Source organism: Stenotrophomonas sp. BIGb0135 (genome assembly GCF_024810105.1).
In the GTDB taxonomy this organism is placed as follows: Bacteria; Pseudomonadota; Gammaproteobacteria; order Xanthomonadales; family Xanthomonadaceae; genus Stenotrophomonas; species Stenotrophomonas maltophilia_AB.
This window is the reverse complement of the sequence record NZ_JANUDX010000001.1, coordinates 624,239-644,397: the sequence shown is the minus strand read 5'-3', so window position 1 is coordinate 644,397 and position 20,159 is coordinate 624,239. Positions and strand designations below refer to the sequence as shown.

Annotated in this window: 23 protein-coding genes and 2 pseudogenes; 9 read left to right on the top strand and 16 right to left on the bottom strand. The window is 64.1% G+C overall.

Annotated features, from left to right (window positions below):
• Positions 1-23 precede the first annotated feature (23 nt).
• The 3 genes and pseudogenes from M2421_RS02930 to M2421_RS02925 form a co-directional block, all read left to right on the top strand.
• Positions 24-236, top strand: coding sequence for a hypothetical protein (locus M2421_RS02930; RefSeq protein WP_259203118.1), 213 nt, complete (start codon positions 24-26; stop codon positions 234-236).
• Between the two features lie 242 nt (positions 237-478).
• Positions 479-547 (top strand): annotated as a pseudogene (locus M2421_RS20985) (hypothetical protein); the annotation flags it as partial.
• Between the two features lie 57 nt (positions 548-604).
• Positions 605-1,063: pseudogene (locus M2421_RS02925) on the top strand (IS3 family transposase); the annotation flags it as partial.
• 744 nt (positions 1,064-1,807) lie between these two features.
• On the opposite strand, the gene M2421_RS02920 reads toward M2421_RS02925, so the two are convergent.
• The 8 genes from M2421_RS02920 to M2421_RS02885 all read right to left on the bottom strand — a co-directional run bounded on the left by M2421_RS02920 (position 1,808) and on the right by M2421_RS02885 (position 7,826).
• Positions 1,808-2,254: a lysozyme inhibitor LprI family protein gene (locus M2421_RS02920; RefSeq protein ID WP_259203117.1), complete on the bottom strand. Its 447-nt coding sequence runs from the start codon at positions 2,252-2,254 to the stop codon at positions 1,808-1,810.
• Positions 2,255-2,315: 61 nt separating this feature from the next.
• Positions 2,316-2,816 carry a DUF4189 domain-containing protein gene (locus tag M2421_RS02915; RefSeq protein ID WP_259203116.1) on the bottom strand — a complete coding sequence of 167 codons (501 nt, stop codon included), beginning with the start codon at positions 2,814-2,816 and terminating at the stop codon, positions 2,316-2,318.
• Between the two features lie 172 nt (positions 2,817-2,988).
• The gene (locus M2421_RS02910) at positions 2,989-3,285 is read right to left on the bottom strand and encodes a hypothetical protein (protein ID WP_259203115.1); all 297 of its coding nucleotides are present in this window, start codon (positions 3,283-3,285) and stop codon (positions 2,989-2,991) included.
• A 120-nt stretch (positions 3,286-3,405) separates the two neighbouring features.
• Positions 3,406-4,908, bottom strand: a complete 1,503-nt coding sequence (locus tag M2421_RS02905; RefSeq protein WP_259203114.1) for a DUF1254 domain-containing protein — start codon at positions 4,906-4,908, stop codon at positions 3,406-3,408.
• A gap of 47 nt (positions 4,909-4,955) precedes the next feature.
• A complete protein-coding gene (locus M2421_RS02900; protein WP_259203113.1) occupies positions 4,956-6,356 on the bottom strand; it encodes a DUF1254 domain-containing protein in 1,401 nt (466 codons plus the stop codon).
• Positions 6,357-6,752: 396 nt separating this feature from the next.
• Positions 6,753-7,103: a hypothetical protein gene (locus tag M2421_RS02895; protein ID WP_259203112.1), complete on the bottom strand. Its 351-nt coding sequence runs from the start codon at positions 7,101-7,103 to the stop codon at positions 6,753-6,755.
• A gap of 18 nt (positions 7,104-7,121) precedes the next feature.
• Positions 7,122-7,316, bottom strand: coding sequence for a hypothetical protein (locus M2421_RS02890; protein WP_259203111.1), 195 nt, complete (start codon positions 7,314-7,316; stop codon positions 7,122-7,124).
• Between the two features lie 78 nt (positions 7,317-7,394).
• On the bottom strand, positions 7,395-7,826 hold the full coding sequence (locus tag M2421_RS02885) for an H-NS histone family protein (protein WP_259203110.1): 432 nt from the start codon (positions 7,824-7,826) through the stop codon (positions 7,395-7,397).
• 173 nt (positions 7,827-7,999) lie between these two features.
• Between M2421_RS02885 and M2421_RS02880 the strand changes: the two genes are divergently transcribed.
• Positions 8,000-8,212, top strand: a complete 213-nt coding sequence (locus M2421_RS02880; protein WP_259203109.1) for a hypothetical protein — start codon at positions 8,000-8,002, stop codon at positions 8,210-8,212.
• Between the two features lie 26 nt (positions 8,213-8,238).
• On the opposite strand, the gene M2421_RS02875 is transcribed toward M2421_RS02880, so the two are convergent.
• A complete protein-coding gene (locus tag M2421_RS02875; RefSeq protein ID WP_259203108.1) occupies positions 8,239-9,204 on the bottom strand; it encodes an AraC family transcriptional regulator in 966 nt (321 codons plus the stop codon).
• Positions 9,205-9,308: 104 nt separating this feature from the next.
• Between M2421_RS02875 and M2421_RS02870 the strand changes: the two genes are divergently transcribed.
• Both M2421_RS02870 and M2421_RS02865 read left to right on the top strand, forming a co-directional pair.
• Positions 9,309-10,553, top strand: coding sequence for an MFS transporter (locus M2421_RS02870; RefSeq protein ID WP_259203107.1), 1,245 nt, complete (start codon positions 9,309-9,311; stop codon positions 10,551-10,553).
• A gap of 219 nt (positions 10,554-10,772) precedes the next feature.
• Positions 10,773-11,456, top strand: a complete 684-nt coding sequence (locus M2421_RS02865; protein WP_259203541.1) for a thermonuclease family protein — start codon at positions 10,773-10,775, stop codon at positions 11,454-11,456.
• 5 nt (positions 11,457-11,461) lie between these two features.
• On the opposite strand, the gene M2421_RS02860 is transcribed toward M2421_RS02865, so the two are convergent.
• Genes M2421_RS02860 through M2421_RS02845 form a run of 4 tightly spaced genes read right to left on the bottom strand, consistent with a single transcriptional unit; the run spans position 11,462 to position 15,278 of the window.
• Positions 11,462-11,824 carry a hypothetical protein gene (locus tag M2421_RS02860; protein ID WP_259203105.1) on the bottom strand — a complete coding sequence of 121 codons (363 nt, stop codon included), beginning with the start codon at positions 11,822-11,824 and terminating at the stop codon, positions 11,462-11,464.
• 54 nt (positions 11,825-11,878) lie between these two features.
• Positions 11,879-12,004 carry a hypothetical protein gene (locus tag M2421_RS02855; protein ID WP_259203102.1) on the bottom strand — a complete coding sequence of 42 codons (126 nt, stop codon included), beginning with the start codon at positions 12,002-12,004 and terminating at the stop codon, positions 11,879-11,881.
• A complete protein-coding gene (locus tag M2421_RS02850) occupies positions 12,001-13,131 on the bottom strand; it encodes a PepSY-associated TM helix domain-containing protein (RefSeq protein WP_259203099.1) in 1,131 nt (376 codons plus the stop codon). Before M2421_RS02850 ends, M2421_RS02855 begins: the two co-directional genes overlap by 4 nt.
• 8 nt (positions 13,132-13,139) lie before the next feature.
• Entirely contained in the window at positions 13,140-15,278 is a 2,139-nt protein-coding gene (locus tag M2421_RS02845; protein ID WP_259203098.1) for a TonB-dependent receptor, read from the bottom strand.
• Positions 15,279-15,332: 54 nt separating this feature from the next.
• On the opposite strand from M2421_RS02845, the gene M2421_RS02840 reads away from it, so the two are divergent.
• A complete protein-coding gene (locus M2421_RS02840) occupies positions 15,333-15,650 on the top strand; it encodes a helix-turn-helix transcriptional regulator (RefSeq protein ID WP_259203097.1) in 318 nt (105 codons plus the stop codon).
• A 21-nt stretch (positions 15,651-15,671) separates the two neighbouring features.
• Here the strand turns inward: M2421_RS02840 and M2421_RS02835 are convergent, their stop codons facing one another.
• The 3 genes from M2421_RS02835 to M2421_RS02825 are packed head-to-tail and all read right to left on the bottom strand — an operon-like array spanning position 15,672 to position 18,606.
• The gene (locus M2421_RS02835) at positions 15,672-16,670 is read right to left on the bottom strand and encodes an NADP-dependent oxidoreductase (RefSeq protein ID WP_259203095.1); all 999 of its coding nucleotides are present in this window, start codon (positions 16,668-16,670) and stop codon (positions 15,672-15,674) included.
• The gene (locus M2421_RS02830) at positions 16,667-17,449 is read right to left on the bottom strand and encodes an SDR family oxidoreductase (protein ID WP_259203094.1); all 783 of its coding nucleotides are present in this window, start codon (positions 17,447-17,449) and stop codon (positions 16,667-16,669) included. The genes M2421_RS02835 and M2421_RS02830 overlap by 4 nt, the downstream gene beginning before the upstream one ends.
• A 59-nt stretch (positions 17,450-17,508) precedes the next feature.
• Positions 17,509-18,606 (bottom strand): alkene reductase, encoded by a 1,098-nt coding sequence (locus M2421_RS02825; protein WP_259203093.1) that lies wholly within the window; start codon positions 18,604-18,606, stop codon positions 17,509-17,511.
• A gap of 180 nt (positions 18,607-18,786) precedes the next feature.
• Here M2421_RS02825 and M2421_RS02820 point away from each other — a divergent pair, with 180 nt between their 5' ends.
• The gene (locus M2421_RS02820) at positions 18,787-19,368 is read left to right on the top strand and encodes a TetR/AcrR family transcriptional regulator (RefSeq protein WP_259203090.1); all 582 of its coding nucleotides are present in this window, start codon (positions 18,787-18,789) and stop codon (positions 19,366-19,368) included.
• Between the two features lie 448 nt (positions 19,369-19,816).
• Entirely contained in the window at positions 19,817-20,101 is a 285-nt protein-coding gene (locus M2421_RS02815) for a hypothetical protein (protein ID WP_259203088.1), read from the top strand.
• The last annotated feature ends 58 nt before the right edge of the window (positions 20,102-20,159 follow it).

Below are 20,159 nucleotides of genomic sequence, written 5' to 3'. Positions count from 1 at the left end.
CCGTTTATTGCTTGGAACCAGCTATGAATATTTACGATCATCTCGTTTGTGTCGATGAAGATGCCAAACAATTGGCTGTGTTTCGAGTGGGGGCGGATGGAAGGAGGACCTTGCTCACCAACGTCCCGCTTCCGAAGGTTGAGGGATGGTCGGCCGAGTTGCAGGATCTTGCGAAAAAGCTTGGTGAAAATCTGCTGATCGACTCTCCGGTGATTCGGCGAATTCTCAATGTCTGAGGCATGAAACCGATATGTCTAAATACTCAGTTGCGCATGGAACGCTTGCGGCGGGCGATACATTTCTAACAGGCGATGGCGACGTGTCCCCGGACTGACACACGTATCAAAACTTACAGCCGAACTAAGGGTCATTCGCCCTCGCAACAGCTGCCTATCGACGGGGATTTTTGCTCGCTGATCCCAGATCCGGCGTCAAACATGACTACCGAGGCAGAGCTGGCATCATCCAAGCCTGCTGAGTGGCTCCCCTTGGATCGCCTGCCTGGGTCAATGATCCCCAGCATCTCTGGGCCGCAGCAGAGGAAGCGGAGCGGCGGCGCAACAGCACCGTGTGTCGCGACTTCACCATTGCATTGCCGTACGAGGCAGCACTGGTGGATCTGATCGCAAGTAAACTGTATGACCAGGTTAGAGGCAAGGCTGTGCGTTTCCTCACCGAGGAGCGCGCACGGCTCCTGGGCGGTACTGCGGTTACGTGGGTTTGTCTCGTAAGGCTTGGTATGCGCCACCACTAGATTGGACTGCGCATGATGCCGAACTGATATTAGTCCTGGATAAACTGGTTGAGAAGCGGCTCAGCCGAGGTTTCTGGAAGCGCAGAGATCAGCTCCGCAAGAAACGAGCTGACTGGAATCCGAAGCGGATCTTTCGCATTTATACAGCGATGAAGCTCAATCTGAGAAGAGATGCCAAGCGCCGTCTGCCAAAACGCGAGCGGATGCCGCTGTACGTCTCCAGATATCCCCGATACCTTCTGGTCCATGGACTTCAAGAGTGACGGGGTGGCCTGCGGCAGAAGATTCCGAAAATTCAATACTGTAGAGATGTCTGCTTTACGGGGGAGCTTGCGATCCTGTGGCATCCCCCGTCAGGCAGACAGCAGAATTCCCGTCTGCTTGTCGGTGCCCGGTGAAGAGCAGATACCATTGGCCCCCTTCGAGGTAGAAGTGCCAAGGTGGCACATCTTGAGCGTTCGCGGCAAAACAGCGCAGAAATTGGATAGGGTATTGATCGCTCCTCTGACAGCGGGTGGGGGCGGCAACTTTACTGCCGTGCCAATTGCTGCGCGTGACGCTCTGCCCTCTTGGAGTTGCCCGAGTTCCGATTGGCCTCTAGACTTCAAGGACACTCACCAGGGCACAGTCCAGTCTTGGTTCTGTAGAAAAATCAAGGGCTTAGGGATGGGAGCGTTTAGTCCCACGCTCTCCGCCACTAGATCCTAAATCATTGATTTGAAATTGAAATCGTGATTCGGGTCGATTGGAAGGCAGGAAGCATGCAGAGGAAACGCTCGCATGTGCACCCCCATCACCTGAGCCGATCTGCGACCGGCCGCTGGTCATTTGTCCAGCGAGTCTCTGTTGATCTGCAAGCCGTGTTCGATTGCCGGCTGATCAAGCTGCGATGGACAGGTGAGAAGAGGAGGAGCATCCCTCGGCGCCGCGATCCACAACGAAATAATTGGCGCCGGCAACCGAGTTGACATCGCGAGTATCGATGTCGGGGGATGCTGGCGACGTTGTCACTCTGATGGGCGCTGGGCTGTTCCATTGAATGACACGTTGCGGCTACCGATCGTTTGCGATCGATACGTACTCTTCCAGAACATTGGCGCGTTCGCAGAGACGGAAAATTTCTCGCTGCATGACTTGAAAGCTGCTCACCGTTTCGCTGCCATAGAGTGACGCCTCAAAGGCATTGCTGGTGCTGTGGAAATCGAGCCAGGCGCGTTCGGCGCGGATCAGAGTGTCCTTGGCCGTACCACGCTGCTTGCTGAGCAGCGAATTGTAAGCAGCGTTCAATCGCGCGTCTTGTCGCTTCTTCTCCGCAGATTGACATGCAGCAAGTGCGATGTTGTCTGACTCCGCCTTTTCAACGCAGCCATAGAACACATTGCTAATGCCTGCGGGCGCTTGACGTTTGATGACCTGAGCGGTGCTTTCATACGCTTGCGCGCCCGATCCATACATGATGAGTGCAAGGCTGAGGGTGAAAAGTCTGGTTTTTGTTCTCATGCGGGGAGATTTCCGTCCGTAAAATGCGTCAAGTAACATTATTTTTGTTTGAAGCTTTCAGCTAGCGGATGCGGACTGGGGGACTGCATGCACTGTACGAGGCCACGCAGTTCCTGTCGACCTCTTCGCATTTTTGAATGCCGGATGCAATCGCTTCATCCACGGTCGCTCTGGACGCGATGTTGTATACCCGTTCGCCAACAATCATTGCTGTGCAGCCGTTCTTGTAGGAGTTTTCGATCTTGCAGCTGCTGCCGCCTTTCGACGCGCAGTCAGCCAACGCTGCTTGCTGTGCGGCAGGTTCACTCGGGAACGCGGTCGAGAAACCGAGAATGCCTTGTGGCTTGTCGCCTGCAATCGCACCCCAGCGGTCCTCCCACACAGGCGCTGGAGGTTTGGATGCTTGCTGGTGTCCTCCGCCATTACCCGGAATAGGAGCGCATCCTGCAGTCGCGCGTCCGCCAATCGGGTAAAAACCTGCGGGGCAGTTTCCTTCGGCATGCGCGCCAGCGCTGACACACGAAAGCCAAAGTAGTGCGCCTAAACCACTGACACGCTTCAAGTACGAACTCCTTCGCGTTGATGTGGCCCGATGGCATCCTGAGCGGGCGATTGATTGGACCGTTGAACCCTCCACCGCCAACGTGTCGCGACCGTCGCCTGACCGCTTCAGCCAGTGGCTGTGCACGTCCTTCCGGTCACCGGCGTCAGGTAGTGCTCACTCTCCCAGGCCGTCATTTTTCGTCGATAGACCAATAGCAGTCAAGCGGCGGAAACAGGCCCGGCAACCGACCGGGTCCCCAGTGCCCTGCGCCGATGTGCCAACCGTTCCACGGAATATTGAGAGGAAACCTGCCGAGCAGGCCTTCTGCACCGTTTTGAAAGGGTTGGATCGGATCAAATGTGATCCGATCCAAGCCTTTCCCTTGCTCGCGCATAATGCAGTGATTTTGAAAACGATCAATTGAGTGTGGCGGAGTGGAGCGAAGGCGGCGCGTCGAGGAAACACTCGCATACGCATACTCCTCCATGTCACTCAGTCTCCAACCGGTCGCTGGCCCTCTGTCCAGCGCATCCCCGTGGGCCGCCAGGCGGTGCTCGCCTGTATGCCGGGTCTGGGCGAGCGGTCGACGGGATCGATGGGACCGCAGTCATTGCCCATCGCTGCCTTGCGTCCTGGTCACAGCGGGGGTTTCCCAGTGGCCATCCAGCAACGCCGGCTTGGGACGGTAGTAGCGCATGAACATCACGAACGGCCCGCTGGGTGCCGGCAGCCAATTGGCCTGCTTTTCCTTACCAGGTGACTGGGCCTGGATGTAAATCGTCAAACCGCCATCTGCATCTTTCTTCAAGCCCGGCAACATCGGCGAGTTGATGAGATAGCGGTTGATCGGATTCTTGACCAGCAACTGCTGCGGCAAGCCATACATGGTGACCGACCAGAACGCGTCCACGGGCGGCAATTGGTCCTTGGCGAAGCGCAGCGTGTATGCGCCTTTGCTGCCGTCCAGCGGTTGGCCGTCGGAATCCTTGTCCAGAATCGGATACATCGCCTCTTCGCGCGAGTTCGCGCCGATGCCGACCTGGGTGCCGGTGGCACGGGCGACGTAGTCGTTCTTCAGGAAGTCCCGGTTGCCGAACAGGGCGTCGGTCCTTCCTCCCAGCGACGCGCGCCTGTCATCGATCTGCTTCTGCCCCTCGGCCATGCCCTCCTTGAGCGCGGCCTGCATCGGCGGCGGCAGCCGGTTGGCATCGAATGGTTTGCCAGCCTCGATACCCAACCGGGCAAAACGCGCACGCAGGTCAGATTCGCTGGGATGCGGGGGCTGCGCGAACTGCAGCAGGAACGCCAGCTGATTGAAAAACTCCAGCGACGTCCTGTCCTGCGCAGGCGGCGTTGGCTTGATCCATTCGACGGCAGGGGCCGGCGGCGGCGCTGGCGTTCCCGCGAACGCTGACAAGGGCTGCACCTTGTAGCCGGCCTGTATCTTCTTCACGTTCTCCAGGTCCGCGGCGTTGAACAGCTGCGTGCGCCCGACCACGCTGACGAGATCGGTTTCAGACCGGATCACCTTGGTAATGCCTTTGGGTGCCTCGCCCTTCCACGCCGGCCCGGCGATAAGAAAGCTGCCGCCGTCATTCCCGGTTGCGCGGCTGCCGATGTAGTCGAAATTGAAGGTGTAGAGATCCATCAGCTGGAAAACGAAGTAGCGGTCCTTCGCCATCGTCGGCACCGTGATGACGACCGGCTCCGCACGCAGGTCCAGCATGGCGAAGGAGTAGGGCGTGTCCGAGTTGGGCGTGACGAAGGCGGTGTCGTCGGGGGTGAACACCCGGGCGATGTTCAGAATGGAATTGAACGGGCCCTTGTACTGCGGGTTGGCGGTGTCGACGTTGAACGCATAGACGGTCTTGTAGGTGTCCACCATCGGGACACCGTAGACATAGGCGTCCCTCGCGGTCGTCTTCGCCTCCTCCAATGCCGAGGCGTCTGCCGGCGCTTGCGCGGGCGGAGCCGATTGGCCCGCGGGGGTGGCCGTATCCTTCTCTTTGTCGGACGATGCCCGCTCGCTGCAGGCACTGAGTGTCATGCAGCCGGCGAGGGCAAGGAGCATCCCGATCCCCGGAGCGGATGGAATTCGATGGTCGCGCATGTGGTCTCTCCTGGGGGGTCTGGTTCGCCGACATAGGTCGTGCGGAGTCACGGCGTATCTGTGTCAGCCGGTTGCAACGGGGGCAGATTCCAATTGCCTTCGATCGCAGCAGGGCTCGGGCCGTAGACGCGTCCCACCGCGCTGTAGGGCCCGGCCGGGGCAGGCAGCCAGTTGCTTTCCTTTTCCTTGCCAGGCGAAACGTGGCCGACATACAGGGTCAGACCTCCATCGGCGTCATACCTGAGCCCGGGGGTCCGGTCGCCAATGGAGTAGCGCTTCAATTCATTGGCGTAGAGGAAGCGATCCGGCAGGGTGTAGAGCGTGACCGACCAGAAGAACCTGGCGGGGGGCAGGGCGTCCTTGCTGAAATGGATCAGTGACGCCTTGTTGCCGTCGCCTTCGTAGCCGCCATACCACGCCTCATCGATCGAATTCCCATAGAGACCCTTCTCGGCCGCGATGGCGCGCGTGAGGTAGTTGTTTTCAAGGAACGCGCGCGAGCCGAACAGGCCGTTGGACGAAAGCATCGTCTTGGCCTTCTCGGACATTTCCGCCTTGGCATCTGCCACGCCTGCATCGATCGCGGCCAACCGGGCGGGGGGCAACGTCCTGGCATCGAACGGAAGGCCGGGGCCGATGCCAATCGTCGCGAACCGCTGCATAAGCTCGGTCTCACTTGGATGCGGCGGTTGAGTGAACTGAAGCAGGAAGTTGAGGTAGCCGATGAAGTCGTGCGAATGGACCTTGTCAGCATCATAGGGGGGGAACCGGATCGCCGGTGCTGCCGGTGGAGACTGGGTTTTCAGATAGGCACTGAGCGGCTGGAGCTTCATCCCCGCCTGCACTTTCCTGACGTTGGCGATGTCGTCGGGGCCGTTCAGTGCGATGCGCGTGAGCGTCATCACCAGGGCAGTTTCCGAGGGAAATACCTGCTTGATGCCTTTCGGTGCCGCGCCCGTCCAGCCGGGGCCGGTAATCAAGTAGCTGCCGGCGTCGTTACTCGTGGCACGCGAGCCGATGTAGGCGAAGTTGTATGTGAACAGGTCGACCCACTGTTGCACGTAGTAGCGTCCGTCGGGCACCTTGGGAACGGTGACCACCCAGGGTTCAGCGCGCAGGTCCAGCCAGGCCCACGAATAGGGCGTGTCGTTGTTGGGGGTCACAACGTCATGGTTGTCGGGTGTATAGAGCTGCGAGTAATGCCTGAATGTCCCGAAGCCACCGACGTATTCCGGAGCAGTGGGAGAGGCCACCTGCTTGTACAGGGTGTTGTAGTTTTCGAGCATCGCAAACGCGTAGATGTAGGCCTCTTTGGCGATCGCTCGCGCCTCCGCCTGTTCGCGGTCGCTGGCGGTCGCCTGGACGGGCTGTGTGGCCGGAACCGGCGCCGGTTTCGCTCCATCCGGCTGACGTTCCTGCCGCTGGCATGCTGGAAGCAGCATGACCATGGTCATCAAAAGCAATGGACCGCAAGGCATTGGGCGCATGGACATGAGCTCGATTGGGTGGGGCAGGGTGAAGAGAGAGCCGACTCGCGGGCGCAACCGGCAGCGCTTGGCCCACGCCATGCACCACGTTCGTGCGTGCAGAGGTCCGAGAAGGTCCAACGCCACTGTGGTCTCCCGGCCACACAGGCGACAAGCGCGTATCCACTGTCTTCCGCTCAGTATTTCTACTGACATTGAGGCTCGGCCTCGATGGCCTGTGCGGCTCGAACGGTTACCCGTCAATCCGACCCGCGTCGTCCTATCCGGCCGACGTCCTGTTGAACCGAGCAGAGATCACGCCGGGAACCTCGGCCTTGCGCACGAGGTCGATAGTCCCGTGGATACCCAGCGCCTGCATCAGCGCGCAATTAGGGGGTGGGTGTACTTGATCACATGATCGGGAAACAACGCTTCATTAAAAGCGCTGGGAATGCCGAGGATGGTTATCTCGATGCAATCAGGCGGGAACGCTTCAGCGCCGTCCAGAATGGCAATTGCCATGGATGGAACAACCATGCCCGATTCCGTTTTTGCTGAAAGTCTCAAGCCGGACGGGTCGATGTGATTGGTGCGGCACCCGTTTTGAATGGCCAGATACCCAGCGGTTGGCTCGAACCGGCCGAAAGGAACGGGCATGGGAGGATCGCCACTCTCCAGCGACGCGTAGCCAGCCAGGATCAATCCGCTATGGATCGAGAATCGCGCCATCTGATCGCCAGCCTGGATTCACTTGGCGGCGAGTGATGCCTGGAGCGCTGCAGCCAATGCGGCGTCGCCGTTGACCAACTCGGTCCACTGCAGCTCCAATCCTTTTCTCCGCCCTTTCAGCACGAGCTTGAGCCCGCTCGGGTCGATGGTCAGTGTGTAGGTGTCGTCGCCGACCTGCAGTTCTCTACGGATCGCTTTGTCGAGTGGGGTCATGTCCAGCGCCTGCGCGAAGGGGTGGATGGCGGGGCAAGACGCTGGCGCTGGGGAACGCCTGCGATCTTGCCGCCGGACTCAGGCTGGATAGGTGGGGAATCGCTCGCCCGGGTGGTGCTTCTTCCACTCGGTATGGGCGACGGTTCCCTCCCAGGCGAGGAACGCGGCCGGTGGGCGTCCTCGCCCAGACCACGTCTCACCACTGAAGGGCAGCCAGAATCGGGGCGTCAGCGCTTCCTTCTGAGCCTTGGGAGCCTTGGGTACCTTGGGGACCTTGGCCCGTCCAGGCGGCTTCGCACGGGCGTTCGCTCCGATCGCTTCGCGGATCCTGCGCTGCTGCGCAGGGCTGAAATCCTCGAAGTAAGCGGTCAGGAGCAAGTTGACGCGCTTGTAGGCTTCCTTGGTCGCTGCACTGAGAAGTGCCTTGTCCGTTGCGGTTCCCGAACGGGGCGCGATGGCAGGGACGTCCAGCGGCGATGCAGAGGGGGTGTTCGAGGGCTTGCGGGGCATGGGATTCGGATTGTGTGCAGAGCTGGCGCCCACGATACCAAATGGCGGGGCCATCACTTCCTATCGGTCCTGCTGGGCATCGGCGCACCGCTCCCGACCGGTGCAAAGCAGCGTAGTCAGCCGGCGTTGCCTTCGTATCGCCCCGTGCGACGCCCCGCATTCACTCTGGGCCCATGACGAAAGCAGACATCGGAAAAGCGCGCTGGGCGCGCGCACGCGCGGCGTCGCTGTGGCAGCAGGCCGACGCACTGGACCTGCAGCGCGGGGGCGACTGGCGGGCAAGGGCCAGTCGAGGGACTGCGGCCGATCGCCTTCGAACAGAGGCGGCGCGCTTCGATGCGATCGCCAACCGACTGCAGCCCGTTGACGACGCTCAGGCGGCTTGAGCAACTGACCCCAAAAGAACGGCCCCCTATGGCGAGGCCAGGGCGCGGCCGCGCCGGGTCGCGCCAGGCGAGTGCCCCATGACGCGCTTGTAGGCACGACTGAACGCGGCCTGCGACGCGTAGCCCAGGCGCTCTGCCACTACCTCGATGGACAGGCGCTGGTGGGTCAGCCATTGGCTGGCCAGGTGCATTCGCAGTTCGGTCACGTACCGCAGGGGCGCGGTTCCGACGACGGTCTGGAACCGGTCTGCAAAGACAGAGCGTGAGATGTTGGATTCTGCCGCCAGCGCGTCGACGGTCCAGTCACGCCCAGGGTCTTTATGTAACGCGAGCAACGACAGCGACAGGCGCGGGTCGCGCAGGGCCATCACCAGGCCGGATGCGCCGTCGCAACCGCGCTCGACCCAGTCACGGACGATCATGGCCGCCACTGCATCCGCCAGCCGGGCGAGTATGCCTGCATAGCCGATACGCCCGGAGCACACCTCGCGCTTCATCGCATCGACCATCGGCAACAGCCCAGGGAACTGCGTGGCGCTGCCATCGGCCAACATCACCGCCGGCATCGCCTTGCTCAACCCTTGCATGCCACCCAGATCGAACACCATGCAGCCGTGGAAGAGCACCGCGCTTGGCACGGCGTGCGTGCTCGGGCAGGTGTCGATCCCGCTCACCGCGTCACCCAATGGGGCTGCGTCGATCGTGTCCAGGCACTGGACGGGATGGTCCTCGCCCGACAGCAACGCGTGTTCGTCTCCGCGGGGAAGCAGCACGACATCCCCGGCGGATAGACGGTGTTGGCTGCCGTCCGCGCCACGAAGAATCGCCGTACCCACTGCGAGGTAATGGAAGTAGGCATGGCCCGGCTTCGGGGGAAATCCAAGGCCAAAGCGCGGTCCGGTCTGGATGCGCCGGTACTGAACGCCGTGGAGCCGCATGCCGGTCAGCAGTTCGCTGATCAGATCGGTGGGCTGGGGAGCACCAGGGGGCATCGAGAGGTTCCGGGGTTTCGATCAAAAATACAGGTCAGGCAATCATAGATCATCCTGAAGTGGCTCCCTAGACTCTCGGCTGCACGATTGCACTGGGATCTTTGATGAGCAATGACGTAGTTGATGCCGCAGGCGCACCTGATGCCGTGGACTGGGATAGCGGGGAGCCTTCTTCCCCGGCATGGGTGGCGGTGTTTTCGCTGGCCATGGGGGTGTTTGGGCTGCTCACGGCCGAATATCTGCCCGCAAGCCTGTTGACGCCGATGGCGGCGGACCTGGGGGTATCGGAGGCGCTGGCCGGGCAAGCCGTGACGGTGACTGCGGTTGTGGCTCTGTTCGCCGGCCTGCTGGTGCCGCGGCTGACCCGCTCGATGGACAGGCGCCGGGTGCTGCTGGGTTTCACCGGCCTGATGATTCTCTCCAACGCCCTGGTGGCGCTGTCGTCCAGCATGGGCGTCCTGCTGGTGATGCGCGTCCTTCTGGGCGTCGCGCTGGGCGGTTTCTGGAGCATGGCAGCGGCGGTGGCCATGCGGTTGGTGCCGCCACAGCGCGTGCCTCGCGCGCTCTCCGTCATCTTCAGCGGGATTGCGGTCGGCACGGTGGTGTCCGTTCCCTTGGGGAGCTACCTCGGCGGGCTGCTGGGCTGGCGCAGCGCCTTCTGGGCGGCGACGGCGGTAGGCGGACTCACGTTTGTGTTCCAGTGGTTCACGCTGCCCCGGATGGCCCCGCGCAAGGCGGCAGTCCCCGAGTCGGTGGTGACGCTCCTGCGCCGGCCAGGCGTTGCGGTCGGCATGCTGGGCTGCGTCCTGGCGCACACCGGGCAGTACGCGCTTTTCACCTATATCCGCCCAACGTTGGAGAGCCTGGGGCAGATGAGCGCTGATGGCCTGGCGCTGATTCTGCTCGGGTTCGGTGTGGCGAACTTTGTGGGCACGCTCCTGGCCGGCTGGCTCATGGAGCGCAGTTTGAAAGTCACGTTGGTGATCATGCCTGCCCTGGTGGGCGCAGCCGCGCTGGGCATGCTGCTGTTGCCGGTGGGCGTTGGCGGACTATCGATCCTGGTCGCGCTCTGGGGCCTGGCCTTCGGTGGCGTGCCGGTTGCCTGGTCGAGCTGGGTCGCGCGTGCGGTGCCTGACCAGGCCGAGAGTGCCGGCGGGATGGTGGTGGCTGCGGTGCAGTCCTCCATCGCCGCGGGCGCCGCCTTGGGCGGGCTGGTGTTCGGGCTGGGGGGCATCGTCGCAGTGCTCACCGTTGCGGCGGCGGTGATGCTCCTCGCCAGCCTGCTCATTGCGTTGCGAGTGAGGGTGAGCGCGCCGACATTGTCGGCGGGTCCGGCGTTTCATATTTAGTCGGACATTGGCGTCCAGGGTGGCTGCGTGATCGCCACGCAGGCCTTGGAGCCACTACGTTGTTGTAGAAGACACCGACGGCGACCACGTCAGGAACAGACGTCGGGCTGGAATGACTGTCGATGTGGTCGGCGTCCTTTCGCCACTTCCGCTAAAGTGCTCGCCCCTGTTTTGACTGGCGCTCGCACCCGAGCGTGCGCTTGGAGGACGTCGTTGTTGATGGTGTTGAAAGGTCTGGTGGTGTTGCTTTTGTTGGTTGCGTCGGTTCCTGGTGTGGCCGCAGAGCTGGTCGGCCGCGCGACGGTCACGGACGGGGACACCCTCACCCTGGCGAAGCAGCGCATCCGCCTCTGGGGCATCGATGCGCCGGAGAGCGCCCAGCAATGCACCGCAAAAGACGGGCGTTCCTGGCCCTGTGGCCGACGGTCTGCCGCCGCGCTGGACGCGTATCTGCTGGACCAGACCGTGCGTTGCAAGCCCAAGGACACCGACCGCTACGGCAGGGTGGTGGCGGAGTGCTTTGTTCAAGGGGCGTCGGTCAATCGGTGGATGGTGCGCTCCGGTTGGGCGGTCGCCTATCGCCAATACGCCACGGCATTCATCGCAGACGAAGCCGACGCGCGCGAGCACCAGCGGAACCTCTGGCAGGGGCGGTTTCAGATGCCAGCGGACTTTCGTCGCGGCAAGCGTGACGAAGCGTCACGACGAACCCCGGTGGCCGCGCAGCCGGCGCCGGGCGGATGCCGCATCAAGGGCAACATCTCCCAGCAGGGCAAGAAGATCTACCACGTGCCGGGCCAGCGGGACTACGCGCGTACGAGCATCGACCCGAGCCGCGGCGAGCGCATGTTCTGCAGTCCTGGGGATGCACTGCGAGCAGGGTGGCAGCCGACAAAGCGCTGAGCGTCTCACGACCTCCCATGCAGGCGGCGGCGCAGCGCGCCCGCCGCCGCCGCGATAGCCATCGCAGGCAGCGCCAGCACCAATGCGTACACCAGCCCGGCCAGCAACAACGGGCCAACGCCAGACGTCACGGCCACCACCGGCACCTGCAGCGCGATGAGCAGCAGCCCCCAAAGCCACGCCCGCCGGGGAAAACAGGCGCCTAGAACGGCGGCGATGCCCAGTGCGATGGGATAGACGACGGTCCAGAACGCAGGCGCGTCCCACGGCTCGCCCCCCGGTGTCCGCCAGGCCACCAACACCCAGAACACCACGCCGACCTTGAGCGTGACAGCGCTTGCTGCCAGAAAATTTCCCGTCATCCGCATCGTTGCTCTCCCGCACGTACAGGCAGCATGCCATCGTTCGACGGGCGAGTGCTTCTACTTCATGGCCTCAAGCGGCACCAGCGATGCCCACACCAGCAACAGGGCCAGCCACAGCCAGCGCCAGCGACCCATGCCTTGCCACGCCGCGCGCCAGGGGCCGGGCAATTTTTCAGGACTCATGCCTGCCGCCTCTTTGCTTTTGATCGCAGCGCATCCACTGTGCGAAGCCCGTAGAGATACACGCCGGTAAAGCACAGCCCGGTCAGCAGCGTGCCGGCCAGCAACCAGAGCAGTCGGATCGGCCAGCCACCGAAGCTGCCGAAGTGCAGGGGATCGGCCATTTCGGCGATGCGCTGATGGACCCCCAGCGCACGGCCGTCATGCATGCCGATCACGCGCCCGGTGTGCAGGTCCACGGCGATGTTGTTCGCCCGCTCCCGCACCAGCCAGGCGTCGGCCTCGCCCAGGAAGAGGATGCTCCCGCCATCGCGCGCGGGTAGGGCGCCGAGGATCTCCAGGCGAGGCCATTGCTGGCGGACGGTCTGCACTGCGGCGTCGACGGCGGCCGGGTCTACGGCGCCAACGCGGTCATCGCCCTTGGCCAGTCGCAGGGTCGGCGCGGCCGGTGCATCGCCGCCGAGCGATTCGATCAGGTACCACGCCCCGGTCAACCCGATCAGCAGCAGAAACCAGAGTGACCATACCCCGGCCAAGCGATGGACATCGCCCCACAGGCGGCGTGGTCGTGAGGGGTCGGGCCGTTTGAAGAAACCGCGCCACCACTTCTTGTAGATGTACAGGCTGCTCAACAGCGACAGCAGCAACGGGATGGACAGAGAGGCCACCAGCGGCACGCCCCAGGCCACCGGCAGCATCAGGTGGCGGTGGGTGTTGCGCAGCAGCCGTTGCGTATTGAACCAGCCCGTGTCGCCGGTCACCTGCGCGGTATACGGGTTCACCCAGACAAAGCGCCGCTTGCCATCGGGCAGGCGCATCTGCGCGCGCCCGGCAAACAGGCGGGTGTGGCCGGCCGTGATGCCTTCCAGCTCCCAGTCCGGATGTGCCGCCTGTGCGGCGTGGATGATGGGCCCCCAGCCGGCGTGTTCACCGCCGTCTGCCACGCGCATGGGCGCGTGCAGCAGCCAGTCGATCTCCTGCGAGAACACCGCCAGCGTGCCGGTGAGGCAGACAAAGCCCATGAACAGGCAGAGCTTCAGGCCCAGCCAACTGTGCAGGTCGAACCAGAGCCGGCGGCTACTCCCGCTACGCGCCGGGCGATCAGGATGCGCTGGCGTAGGCTGGCGCATGGGCGGGCTCAGAAGGCGTACGCCGCTTGCACGTAGACGCGGCGCGGTTCACCCGGGAAGTGGCCGGTGCGCTCGGTGAACCCACTGGCGGCATAGACCTTGTCGAAGAGGTTTTTGACGTTGGCCTGGAACTGCCACTGCTGCCACTGGGTCTTCCAGCTCATATCGAACACGGTGTACGGCTTCACCCGTTGGCCATCCAGGCTGACGCGCTCATCCACGTAATCGGCCCCAAAACCAATGGCCGAATGGATGGCCGGCAGGTCATAGCGCGTCCACAGGCCAAGTTTGTTCTGCGGCGCGTTGGCGAAGCGGTCGCCGGAGGCATTGGTGATGCCGTTGCTGCCGGCATCCATTACCCGGGCATCGTTGTAGGCGTAGGTCAGGTTGAGCACCCAGCGGTCGGTCACATCGGCCAGCAGATCCAGCTCCATGCCCGTGCTGCGCACCAGGCCCAGGGCGGCCAGTTGGTTGACGCCGTCCACGATCTCACCGGTGGCCTGCACGATATTGCTGCGGTCGATCCGATACGCCGCCAGGTTCAGGGTGACGCGCTCGGCCAGCAGGGATTTCAACCCGACTTCCCATTGTTTGCTGCGCTCGGCATCGAACGGGCCGCCCGCCTCGGCGCTCTGGTTGGCCGCGCTCTGGGGCATGAAGCCGCTGGCGATGTTGGCGTAGAGATTGACGCCTTCCCGCACGGTGTACGTGCTGCCCAGCCGCCAGCTGATGTCGTTGCCATCCACGGCGGTGCCGGCAATGCGGTCATCGTCCTTGAACCCGTCCCAGCGCAGTCCGGCCAGCACATGCCAGCGCGGGGTCAGGGTCAGCTCATCCTGCAGGTAGCCGCCATAGCGCTTGCTGCGCGTGCTCGTGCTGCGCCAGGGCAGGGCGGCCAGGTTGTAGTCGGGCCACGAACTTGCGCCATACACCGGGTTGAACAGGTCGATGCCGGGCACCGGGCCGGCACCCCGGGCCAGGTCGGCGCTGTTGGCGGTCTGCGCGGTGAAGTCGGCATCCTGCTGGTACACATCGGCGCCAAACAGCACCTTGTGCTCGATGCTGCCGGTGCTGACGCGCCACACGGCGTTGGCGTTGGCGGTGAATGCATCGTTGTCGCGGATCTGGTTGCGCAGCTGGCGGGTCATCCACTCGGGCACGCCGTCGCGGTTGCGGTCGATCAGCCCCATCGGCTCGTGGTAGATCTGGTGCTCGTTGTTCTCGAACCAGCGCGCACCCACATCCACGTCCAGGTGGGTGCTGGGCGAGAAGCGGTACTGCGCCAGCGCCACCTTGGCACGCATGTCGAGGAAGTCCGTGGCTTCGTTGTGGTTCCAGCGCCGGTCGGTGAGAAAGCTGCCGTTGTCGTCCACCGGCACGCCACGCAGGCGGTTGCCGCCCAGGTTCTGGGTGATGTCGGTGAACTGCAGGGTCAACTCGCCGGTGTCGCCCACGTCGAAAGCCAGCGATGCATCCCCGATCACGCTCTCACTGTCCGCGTTCCAGCGCACGCCCTGTTCGGTGTCGCCGTACAGCCCGGCGCGGTAGCGCACGCTGCCGGCGGTGTTCATCGGCCCAGTGGCCTCGATCGATACAGCCCGGAAATCGTTGTTGCCGGCCTGCAGCTCGATACGGCGCTCGGGCGCGGCGTTCGGCTTGCGCGTCACGTAGTTGATGACGCCCCCGGCATCGCCACCGCCATACAGGGCGCCGGCCGGTCCCTTCAGGACTTCCACGCGCTCGATGTTGAACAGCTGCGGCACCGAAAAGCCGGCATAGGGGTCGCCGCGCAGGCCGTCATACAGCACGTTTTCCTGGCGGAAGCCGCGCAGGGTCACGCCGGCATAGCTGAAGAAACTGATGCCGCTGATGCTGCGGTACAGGTCGGTGATCTGGCGGGCCGCCTGGTCTTCAATCAGCTCACGCGGTACCACCTGGATGGACTGCGGCACCAGCGCCAGCGGCGTATCCGTCCGCGTGCCCACCGTGGCGTCGTCCACCCGGTAGAGGGTCTGGGCGCGGCCGAGCACCTGCACTGCGTCGAGCTGCTGCACATCGGGGGAGGAGGGAGGAGCGGCGTGGGCCGTAATGCAGGCCAGGGTGAGGGACAAGCCCAGGGCAGAGAGATGAAGCGACGGGCGGGTCATCGGGGTGGGATGGGGTAGGTGCGAATGAGAAATATTAACATGTAGGGCGATTGGGTGTTGGCGGCGGGGTCTGAGATCGCCAACCGCCTCAAGGCGTGCCGGCTCAAGCAGGGCCTGACTCAACGCGCGTTGGGGGTGCTTGTGGGATTGCCAGAAGAGGTTGCGGGCGTTCGCATCAACCGGTACGAGCGGGCCGTGCACAATTTCGACATTGAGACAGCGCAGAAGATTACGCGTGCCCTGGGCGTTTCCATCGCCTATCTGTTTGCTGAAACCGACCAGCTTGCCGAGCTCATTGATGAGTTCGGCAAGCTGTCTGGCAAGGCGCAGGACGCGTTGCTTCTGGACGTGCGGCGCAAGGCGACGAGGTAGCGCGGGCTTGCGCGCGCCTGCTTACAGCTCCACCACCACTTTGCCCTTCGCCCGCCCACTCTCCACATACGCCAGCGCGCCCTGGGTGTCCTGGAACGGAAACACCCGGTCGATGACCGGTGCGAGTGCGCCGGACTCGACAAGCGAGGTGATGGCGCTCAGTTGCGCCCCTTCGGCCCGCATGAAGACGAAGGTATACGTGACCGCCTTCTTCCTGGCCCTGCTGCGGATGCCATGGCTGAGCAGGCGCATGACCTGCTTCAGCGGCCAGGCCAGTCCACGCGCGGCAGCGAAGGCGGGCGTGGGCGGGCCCGAGATGGAGATGAGGTGGCCACCCGGCTTGAGGATCTGCAGCGAGCGCTCCAGTTCCTCCTTGCCCAGGCTGTTGAGCACCACATCGTAGTCGCGCAGTTGCGTGGCGAAATCCTGCTGCCTGTAGTCGATGACCACATCCGCACCCAGCGCCTTCACCCATGCCACGTTGGGCGTACTGGTGGTGGTGGCAACGAACGCGCCAAGGTGTTTGGCCAGCTGGATCGCCACGGTGCCGACGCCGCCAGAGCCGGCCTGGATGAAGACCTTCTGCCCAGGCTTCAGCTGGGCGGTTTCGACCAGGGCCTGCCACGCGGTCAGCGCGACCAGAGGTAGCGAGGCGGCCTCCACCATGGTGAGGTTATTGGGCTTGAGTGCCACGGCGGCGGCGTTGACGGCGATGAACTCGGCGAACGTCCCGATGCGGTCATCGTCGGGACGTGCGTACACCTCATCGCCCGGTTTGAACTGGGAAACGCCGGCGCCCACACGCTCCACCGTGCCGGCCAGGTCGTTGCCCAGGATCAGCGGCAGGCGATACGGCAGGATCACCTTGAATTCGCCACGCCGGATCTTGGGGTCCAGCGCGTTGACGCTGGCCGCGTGCACGCGGATGAGCACATCGCCGTCGCGCAGCGCTGGCGTTGGCACGTCATCGATGTGCCCCGTTTCGTTCTTGCCATACCGATCGATGAGGAAGGCTTTCATGGGCGATAGCGCTCCGCTGCCTGCGCCTGGCGGATGTCCGAGAGCAGGCCCTGGCGCGATGCCTCCAGCGTGTCCCAGCGTGCGGCCACGTGCAAGGGCGGAATGGTCACGGTCTCGCGGCGATCGAAGCCGACCAGGGCGGCATCCACCAGCTCGCCGACATCCATCACCTCCGGCAACGTGTTGATGTCGATGCCGGCACGCTCCCAGATCTCGGTGCGGGTGGCTGCGGGCAGCACGGCCTGCACGTAGACGCCCTTGGGCGACAGCTCCAGGCTGAGCCCCTGCGACAGGAACAGGACGAAGGCCTTGCTCGCACCGTAGACGGACATGCCGAACTCGGGGGCCAGGCCCACCACCGAGCCGATGTTGACGATTGCGCCTTCGCCGGCGTTGGCCAGCCGCGGGGCGATGGCTGCGGCCAGGCGCGTCAGGGCGGTGGTGTTGAGGGTGACCAGGTGTTCGATGCTGTCGGCCGATTGGTCGGTGAAGCCGCCGGACTGGGCCATGCCCGCATTGTTGATCAGGATGCCGATGCGGGCATCGTCGCGCAGGCGGGTTTCCACGGTGGCCAGATCGGCGCGCTGGGTGAGGTCGGCCGGCAGGACGTCCACAGCGACGCCGGTATCCTTTCGCAGGCGGGCGGCCAATGTTTCCAGGCGCGCCGTGTCGCGCGCGACCAGCACCAGGTCGTGGCCGCGGCGGGCGAAGCGTTCGGCGTAGACGGTGCCGATGCCGCTGGAGGCCCCGGTGATGAGGACGGTGGGAAGCAGGCTCATGGGGTGTCTCTTGGAATGGGGGGGCGAACGGGGATGTGCGGCAGGGAGCTGTCGGCGGGTTACTGCGCCGTGGTATCGGTCAACGCGGGATAGTCGGTGTAGCCCGCTGCGCCGCCGCCGTACAACGTGGCGGGGTTCAACGCGTTCAAGGGCGCGCCGGTCTTCAGGCGTTCAACCAGATCGGGATTGCTGATGAAGGCGCGGCCAAACGTGACGAGGTCCGCCTTGCCGTCGGCGAGGTGTGCGTTGGCCAGGTCCGCGTCGTAGCCGTTGTTGGCCAGATAGGTCCCCTTGAAACGGGCGCGCAGCCCATCGAAGTCGAAGGGCGCCACGTCACGCGGGCCGCCGGTCGCGCCCTCGACCACGTGCAGGTAGACGATGCCCAGCGCGCTGAGCTGGTCGACGATGTAGTCGTACTGCGGCTGCGGGTCGCTGACCGTGGCGATGGCATTGGCCGGCGAGACCGGGGAAATGCGCACGCCGGTGCGGTCCGCGCCGATCTCCGCGGCCACGGCGGCGGTGACCTCCAGCAGCAGGCGCGCGCGGTTCTCGATGGAGCCGCCGTAGGCATCGGTGCGCTGGTTGGCGCCGTCCTTGATGAACTGTTCGAGCAGGTAGCCGTTGGCACCGTGGATCTCCACGCCGTCAAAACCGGCGGCGATGGCATTGGCGGCGGCCTGGCGGAAGTCGTTGACGAGGGCGGGCAGCTCGTCGATCTCCAATGCGCGTGGTTCGGAGACGTCGACAAAGCCGTTGTGGACGAAGGTCTTGGTTTGCGCTCGGATGGCCGAGGCGGACACGGGCGCGGCGTTGCCCGGCTGCAGATCCACATGCGAGATGCGGCCCACGTGCCACAGCTGCACGAAGATGCGCCCGCCACGGGCATGCACGGCATCGGTGACCGCGCGCCAGCCGTCGATCTGGTCCCGGGTGTAGAGCCCCGGCGTGTCCTGGTAGCCCTGGGCCTGGGCCGAGATCTGGGTGGCCTCGGTGATGATCAGGCCGGCCGAGGCGCGCTGGGCGTAGTAGGTGGCCGCAAGCGGGCTCGGCACCAGGCCGGCACCGGCGCGGTTGCGCGTCAGTGGTGCCATCACGATGCGGTTGGCCAGGGTCAGTGGGCCGAGGGAGTAGGACTGGAAGAGCGGGGAGAGGGTCATGGTGGGTGCGGGGTCGTGATTGTCGAGAAGGGGAGGCCTGCCCGGCGGGGGGGGGGGGGGGCTGACCGTACGCCGCAAGGATGATGACCGTCATCTTAGATGTCAACGGTTTGATGATGGATGTCATCTATCGTGGTAAAGTACGCTCCACCAAGGCAAAGCGTGAAGAGAGACCGGGTCATGAAGGTCACCAAGGCACAGGCGCAGGCCAACCGGGCGCACATCGTCGACACCGCATCCACGCTCTTCCGGGAGCGGGGCTACGACGGCGTGGGCGTGGCAGATCTGATGGCGGCCGCCGGCTTCACCCACGGCGGCTTCTACAAGCACTTTGGGTCGAAGGCGGACCTGATGGCCGAGGCGGCGAGCTGCGGCCTGGCGAAATCGGCCGACGCCGCGGCCGGCACGGACCGGGAGGGCTTTGTGCGCTATTACCTCTCCCGCGAGCACCGGGACGCGCCAGGCCAGGGCTGCACCATGGCAGCGCTGTGCACCGACGCGGCGCGTCAGCCGGCGGCGGTCAAGGCCGCCTTTGCGGCCGGTATCGAGGCGCAGCTGGCGGCCGCTTCCACCCCGGAAGAGCAGGCCGACACCGCCACCGCCGAACAGGCGCGCGCGCGGCGGATCGCGTTGATGGCGCAGACCGTTGGGGCCATGGTGTTGTCCCGCTCCTGCCCGGACGATTCGGCGCTGGCGGACGAACTCCTGGATGTCTGCCGGGCGGATGTGCTGGCGCGGATGTCAGGGGCGTCCACGCCCTGACGCGGGCCGATGCGCCGTGCGGAGCGAGCAGCGCGTAGCAGGCAGGCCGGCAGATGATCGTGCCGGGCGAGATCGAACCCATGAGGTAATGCTTTCGTACACGCTCACACCGGTGCCTCACGTGGATCGTCGCATCAACGAAACTCTCCGCTCGATCCTTCGGCGGTGGCAGGGCATGGAACAGTTGCTCGGTGAGGCCTTTGGTGAATTTCCAGACTGAACCGATGCTTCAAGTATCTCTTCAGGGATGCATCAGCGAAGGCTTGGGCATTTATCAGCGCCTTGCCCCGCCTGATCCGGTCGCAATTATGCTGTCTCTCCTGGCTCGACATGGTGGCCTGCATCCGGTGCTGGAAGTAAGCTGCCCACACTCCCGTCAGCCGAGTGTGGGCTATGGATACTCTCAGCCAAGCGCGGTGCAGTGCCAACGCCCCTTTGAGCAGGCACTTTGTTGCTGGGGTTGGCCGCGTGCTTCGCGCCGTCGGACCCCCATCGCGACAACGTCGTGCGGGAAGTGACCGCCGCTGACCTTCAGCGCGAGCAGGACCATGCTGCTGCCATTTCTGACGCCGCACTCCCACGCGGTGCGGCACCGATGATGGCCTGGGACGGCTACGCGGCCTTGCAAGCAGGGCCCGACCACACGCCCGGGGAACTCCTCAAACAAAACCGGCGTGACGCGCCGAGTTGCGTGACGGTCGTGAGCTTTGCCATGGAGCGCAGCGATGCTTGAAAACCGCCCTGCAGTCAGCGAATTTTGACGCGGTCTTGGCGCCTGCTTTGGGTACTTT

Excerpts from the sequence above, each read along its gene's own strand:
- M2421_RS02930 (WP_259203118.1), top strand. The coding sequence starts at position 24 with ATGAATATTTACGATCATCTCGTTTGTGTCGATGAAGATGCCAAACAA.
- M2421_RS02920 (WP_259203117.1), bottom strand. The coding sequence starts at position 2,254 with ATGAGAACAAAAACCAGACTTTTCACCCTCAGCCTTGCACTCATCATG.
- M2421_RS02910 (WP_259203115.1), bottom strand. The coding sequence starts at position 3,285 with ATGGAGGAGTATGCGTATGCGAGTGTTTCCTCGACGCGCCGCCTTCGC.
- M2421_RS02905 (WP_259203114.1), bottom strand. The coding sequence starts at position 4,908 with ATGCGCGACCATCGAATTCCATCCGCTCCGGGGATCGGGATGCTCCTT.
- M2421_RS02900 (WP_259203113.1), bottom strand. The coding sequence starts at position 6,356 with ATGGTCATGCTGCTTCCAGCATGCCAGCGGCAGGAACGTCAGCCGGAT.
- M2421_RS02895 (WP_259203112.1), bottom strand. The coding sequence starts at position 7,103 with ATGGCGCGATTCTCGATCCATAGCGGATTGATCCTGGCTGGCTACGCG.
- M2421_RS02890 (WP_259203111.1), bottom strand. The coding sequence starts at position 7,316 with ATGACCCCACTCGACAAAGCGATCCGTAGAGAACTGCAGGTCGGCGAC.
- M2421_RS02885 (WP_259203110.1), bottom strand. The coding sequence starts at position 7,826 with ATGCCCCGCAAGCCCTCGAACACCCCCTCTGCATCGCCGCTGGACGTC.
- M2421_RS02880 (WP_259203109.1), top strand. The coding sequence starts at position 8,000 with ATGACGAAAGCAGACATCGGAAAAGCGCGCTGGGCGCGCGCACGCGCG.
- M2421_RS02875 (WP_259203108.1), bottom strand. The coding sequence starts at position 9,204 with ATGCCCCCTGGTGCTCCCCAGCCCACCGATCTGATCAGCGAACTGCTG.
- M2421_RS02870 (WP_259203107.1), top strand. The coding sequence starts at position 9,309 with ATGAGCAATGACGTAGTTGATGCCGCAGGCGCACCTGATGCCGTGGAC.
- M2421_RS02865 (WP_259203541.1), top strand. The coding sequence starts at position 10,773 with ATGGTGTTGAAAGGTCTGGTGGTGTTGCTTTTGTTGGTTGCGTCGGTT.
- M2421_RS02860 (WP_259203105.1), bottom strand. The coding sequence starts at position 11,824 with ATGCGGATGACGGGAAATTTTCTGGCAGCAAGCGCTGTCACGCTCAAG.
- M2421_RS02855 (WP_259203102.1), bottom strand. The coding sequence starts at position 12,004 with ATGAGTCCTGAAAAATTGCCCGGCCCCTGGCGCGCGGCGTGGCAAGGC.
- M2421_RS02850 (WP_259203099.1), bottom strand. The coding sequence starts at position 13,131 with ATGCGCCAGCCTACGCCAGCGCATCCTGATCGCCCGGCGCGTAGCGGG.
- M2421_RS02845 (WP_259203098.1), bottom strand. The coding sequence starts at position 15,278 with ATGACCCGCCCGTCGCTTCATCTCTCTGCCCTGGGCTTGTCCCTCACC.
- M2421_RS02835 (WP_259203095.1), bottom strand. The coding sequence starts at position 16,670 with ATGAAAGCCTTCCTCATCGATCGGTATGGCAAGAACGAAACGGGGCAC.
- M2421_RS02830 (WP_259203094.1), bottom strand. The coding sequence starts at position 17,449 with ATGAGCCTGCTTCCCACCGTCCTCATCACCGGGGCCTCCAGCGGCATC.
- M2421_RS02825 (WP_259203093.1), bottom strand. The coding sequence starts at position 18,606 with ATGACCCTCTCCCCGCTCTTCCAGTCCTACTCCCTCGGCCCACTGACC.
- M2421_RS02820 (WP_259203090.1), top strand. The coding sequence starts at position 18,787 with ATGAAGGTCACCAAGGCACAGGCGCAGGCCAACCGGGCGCACATCGTC.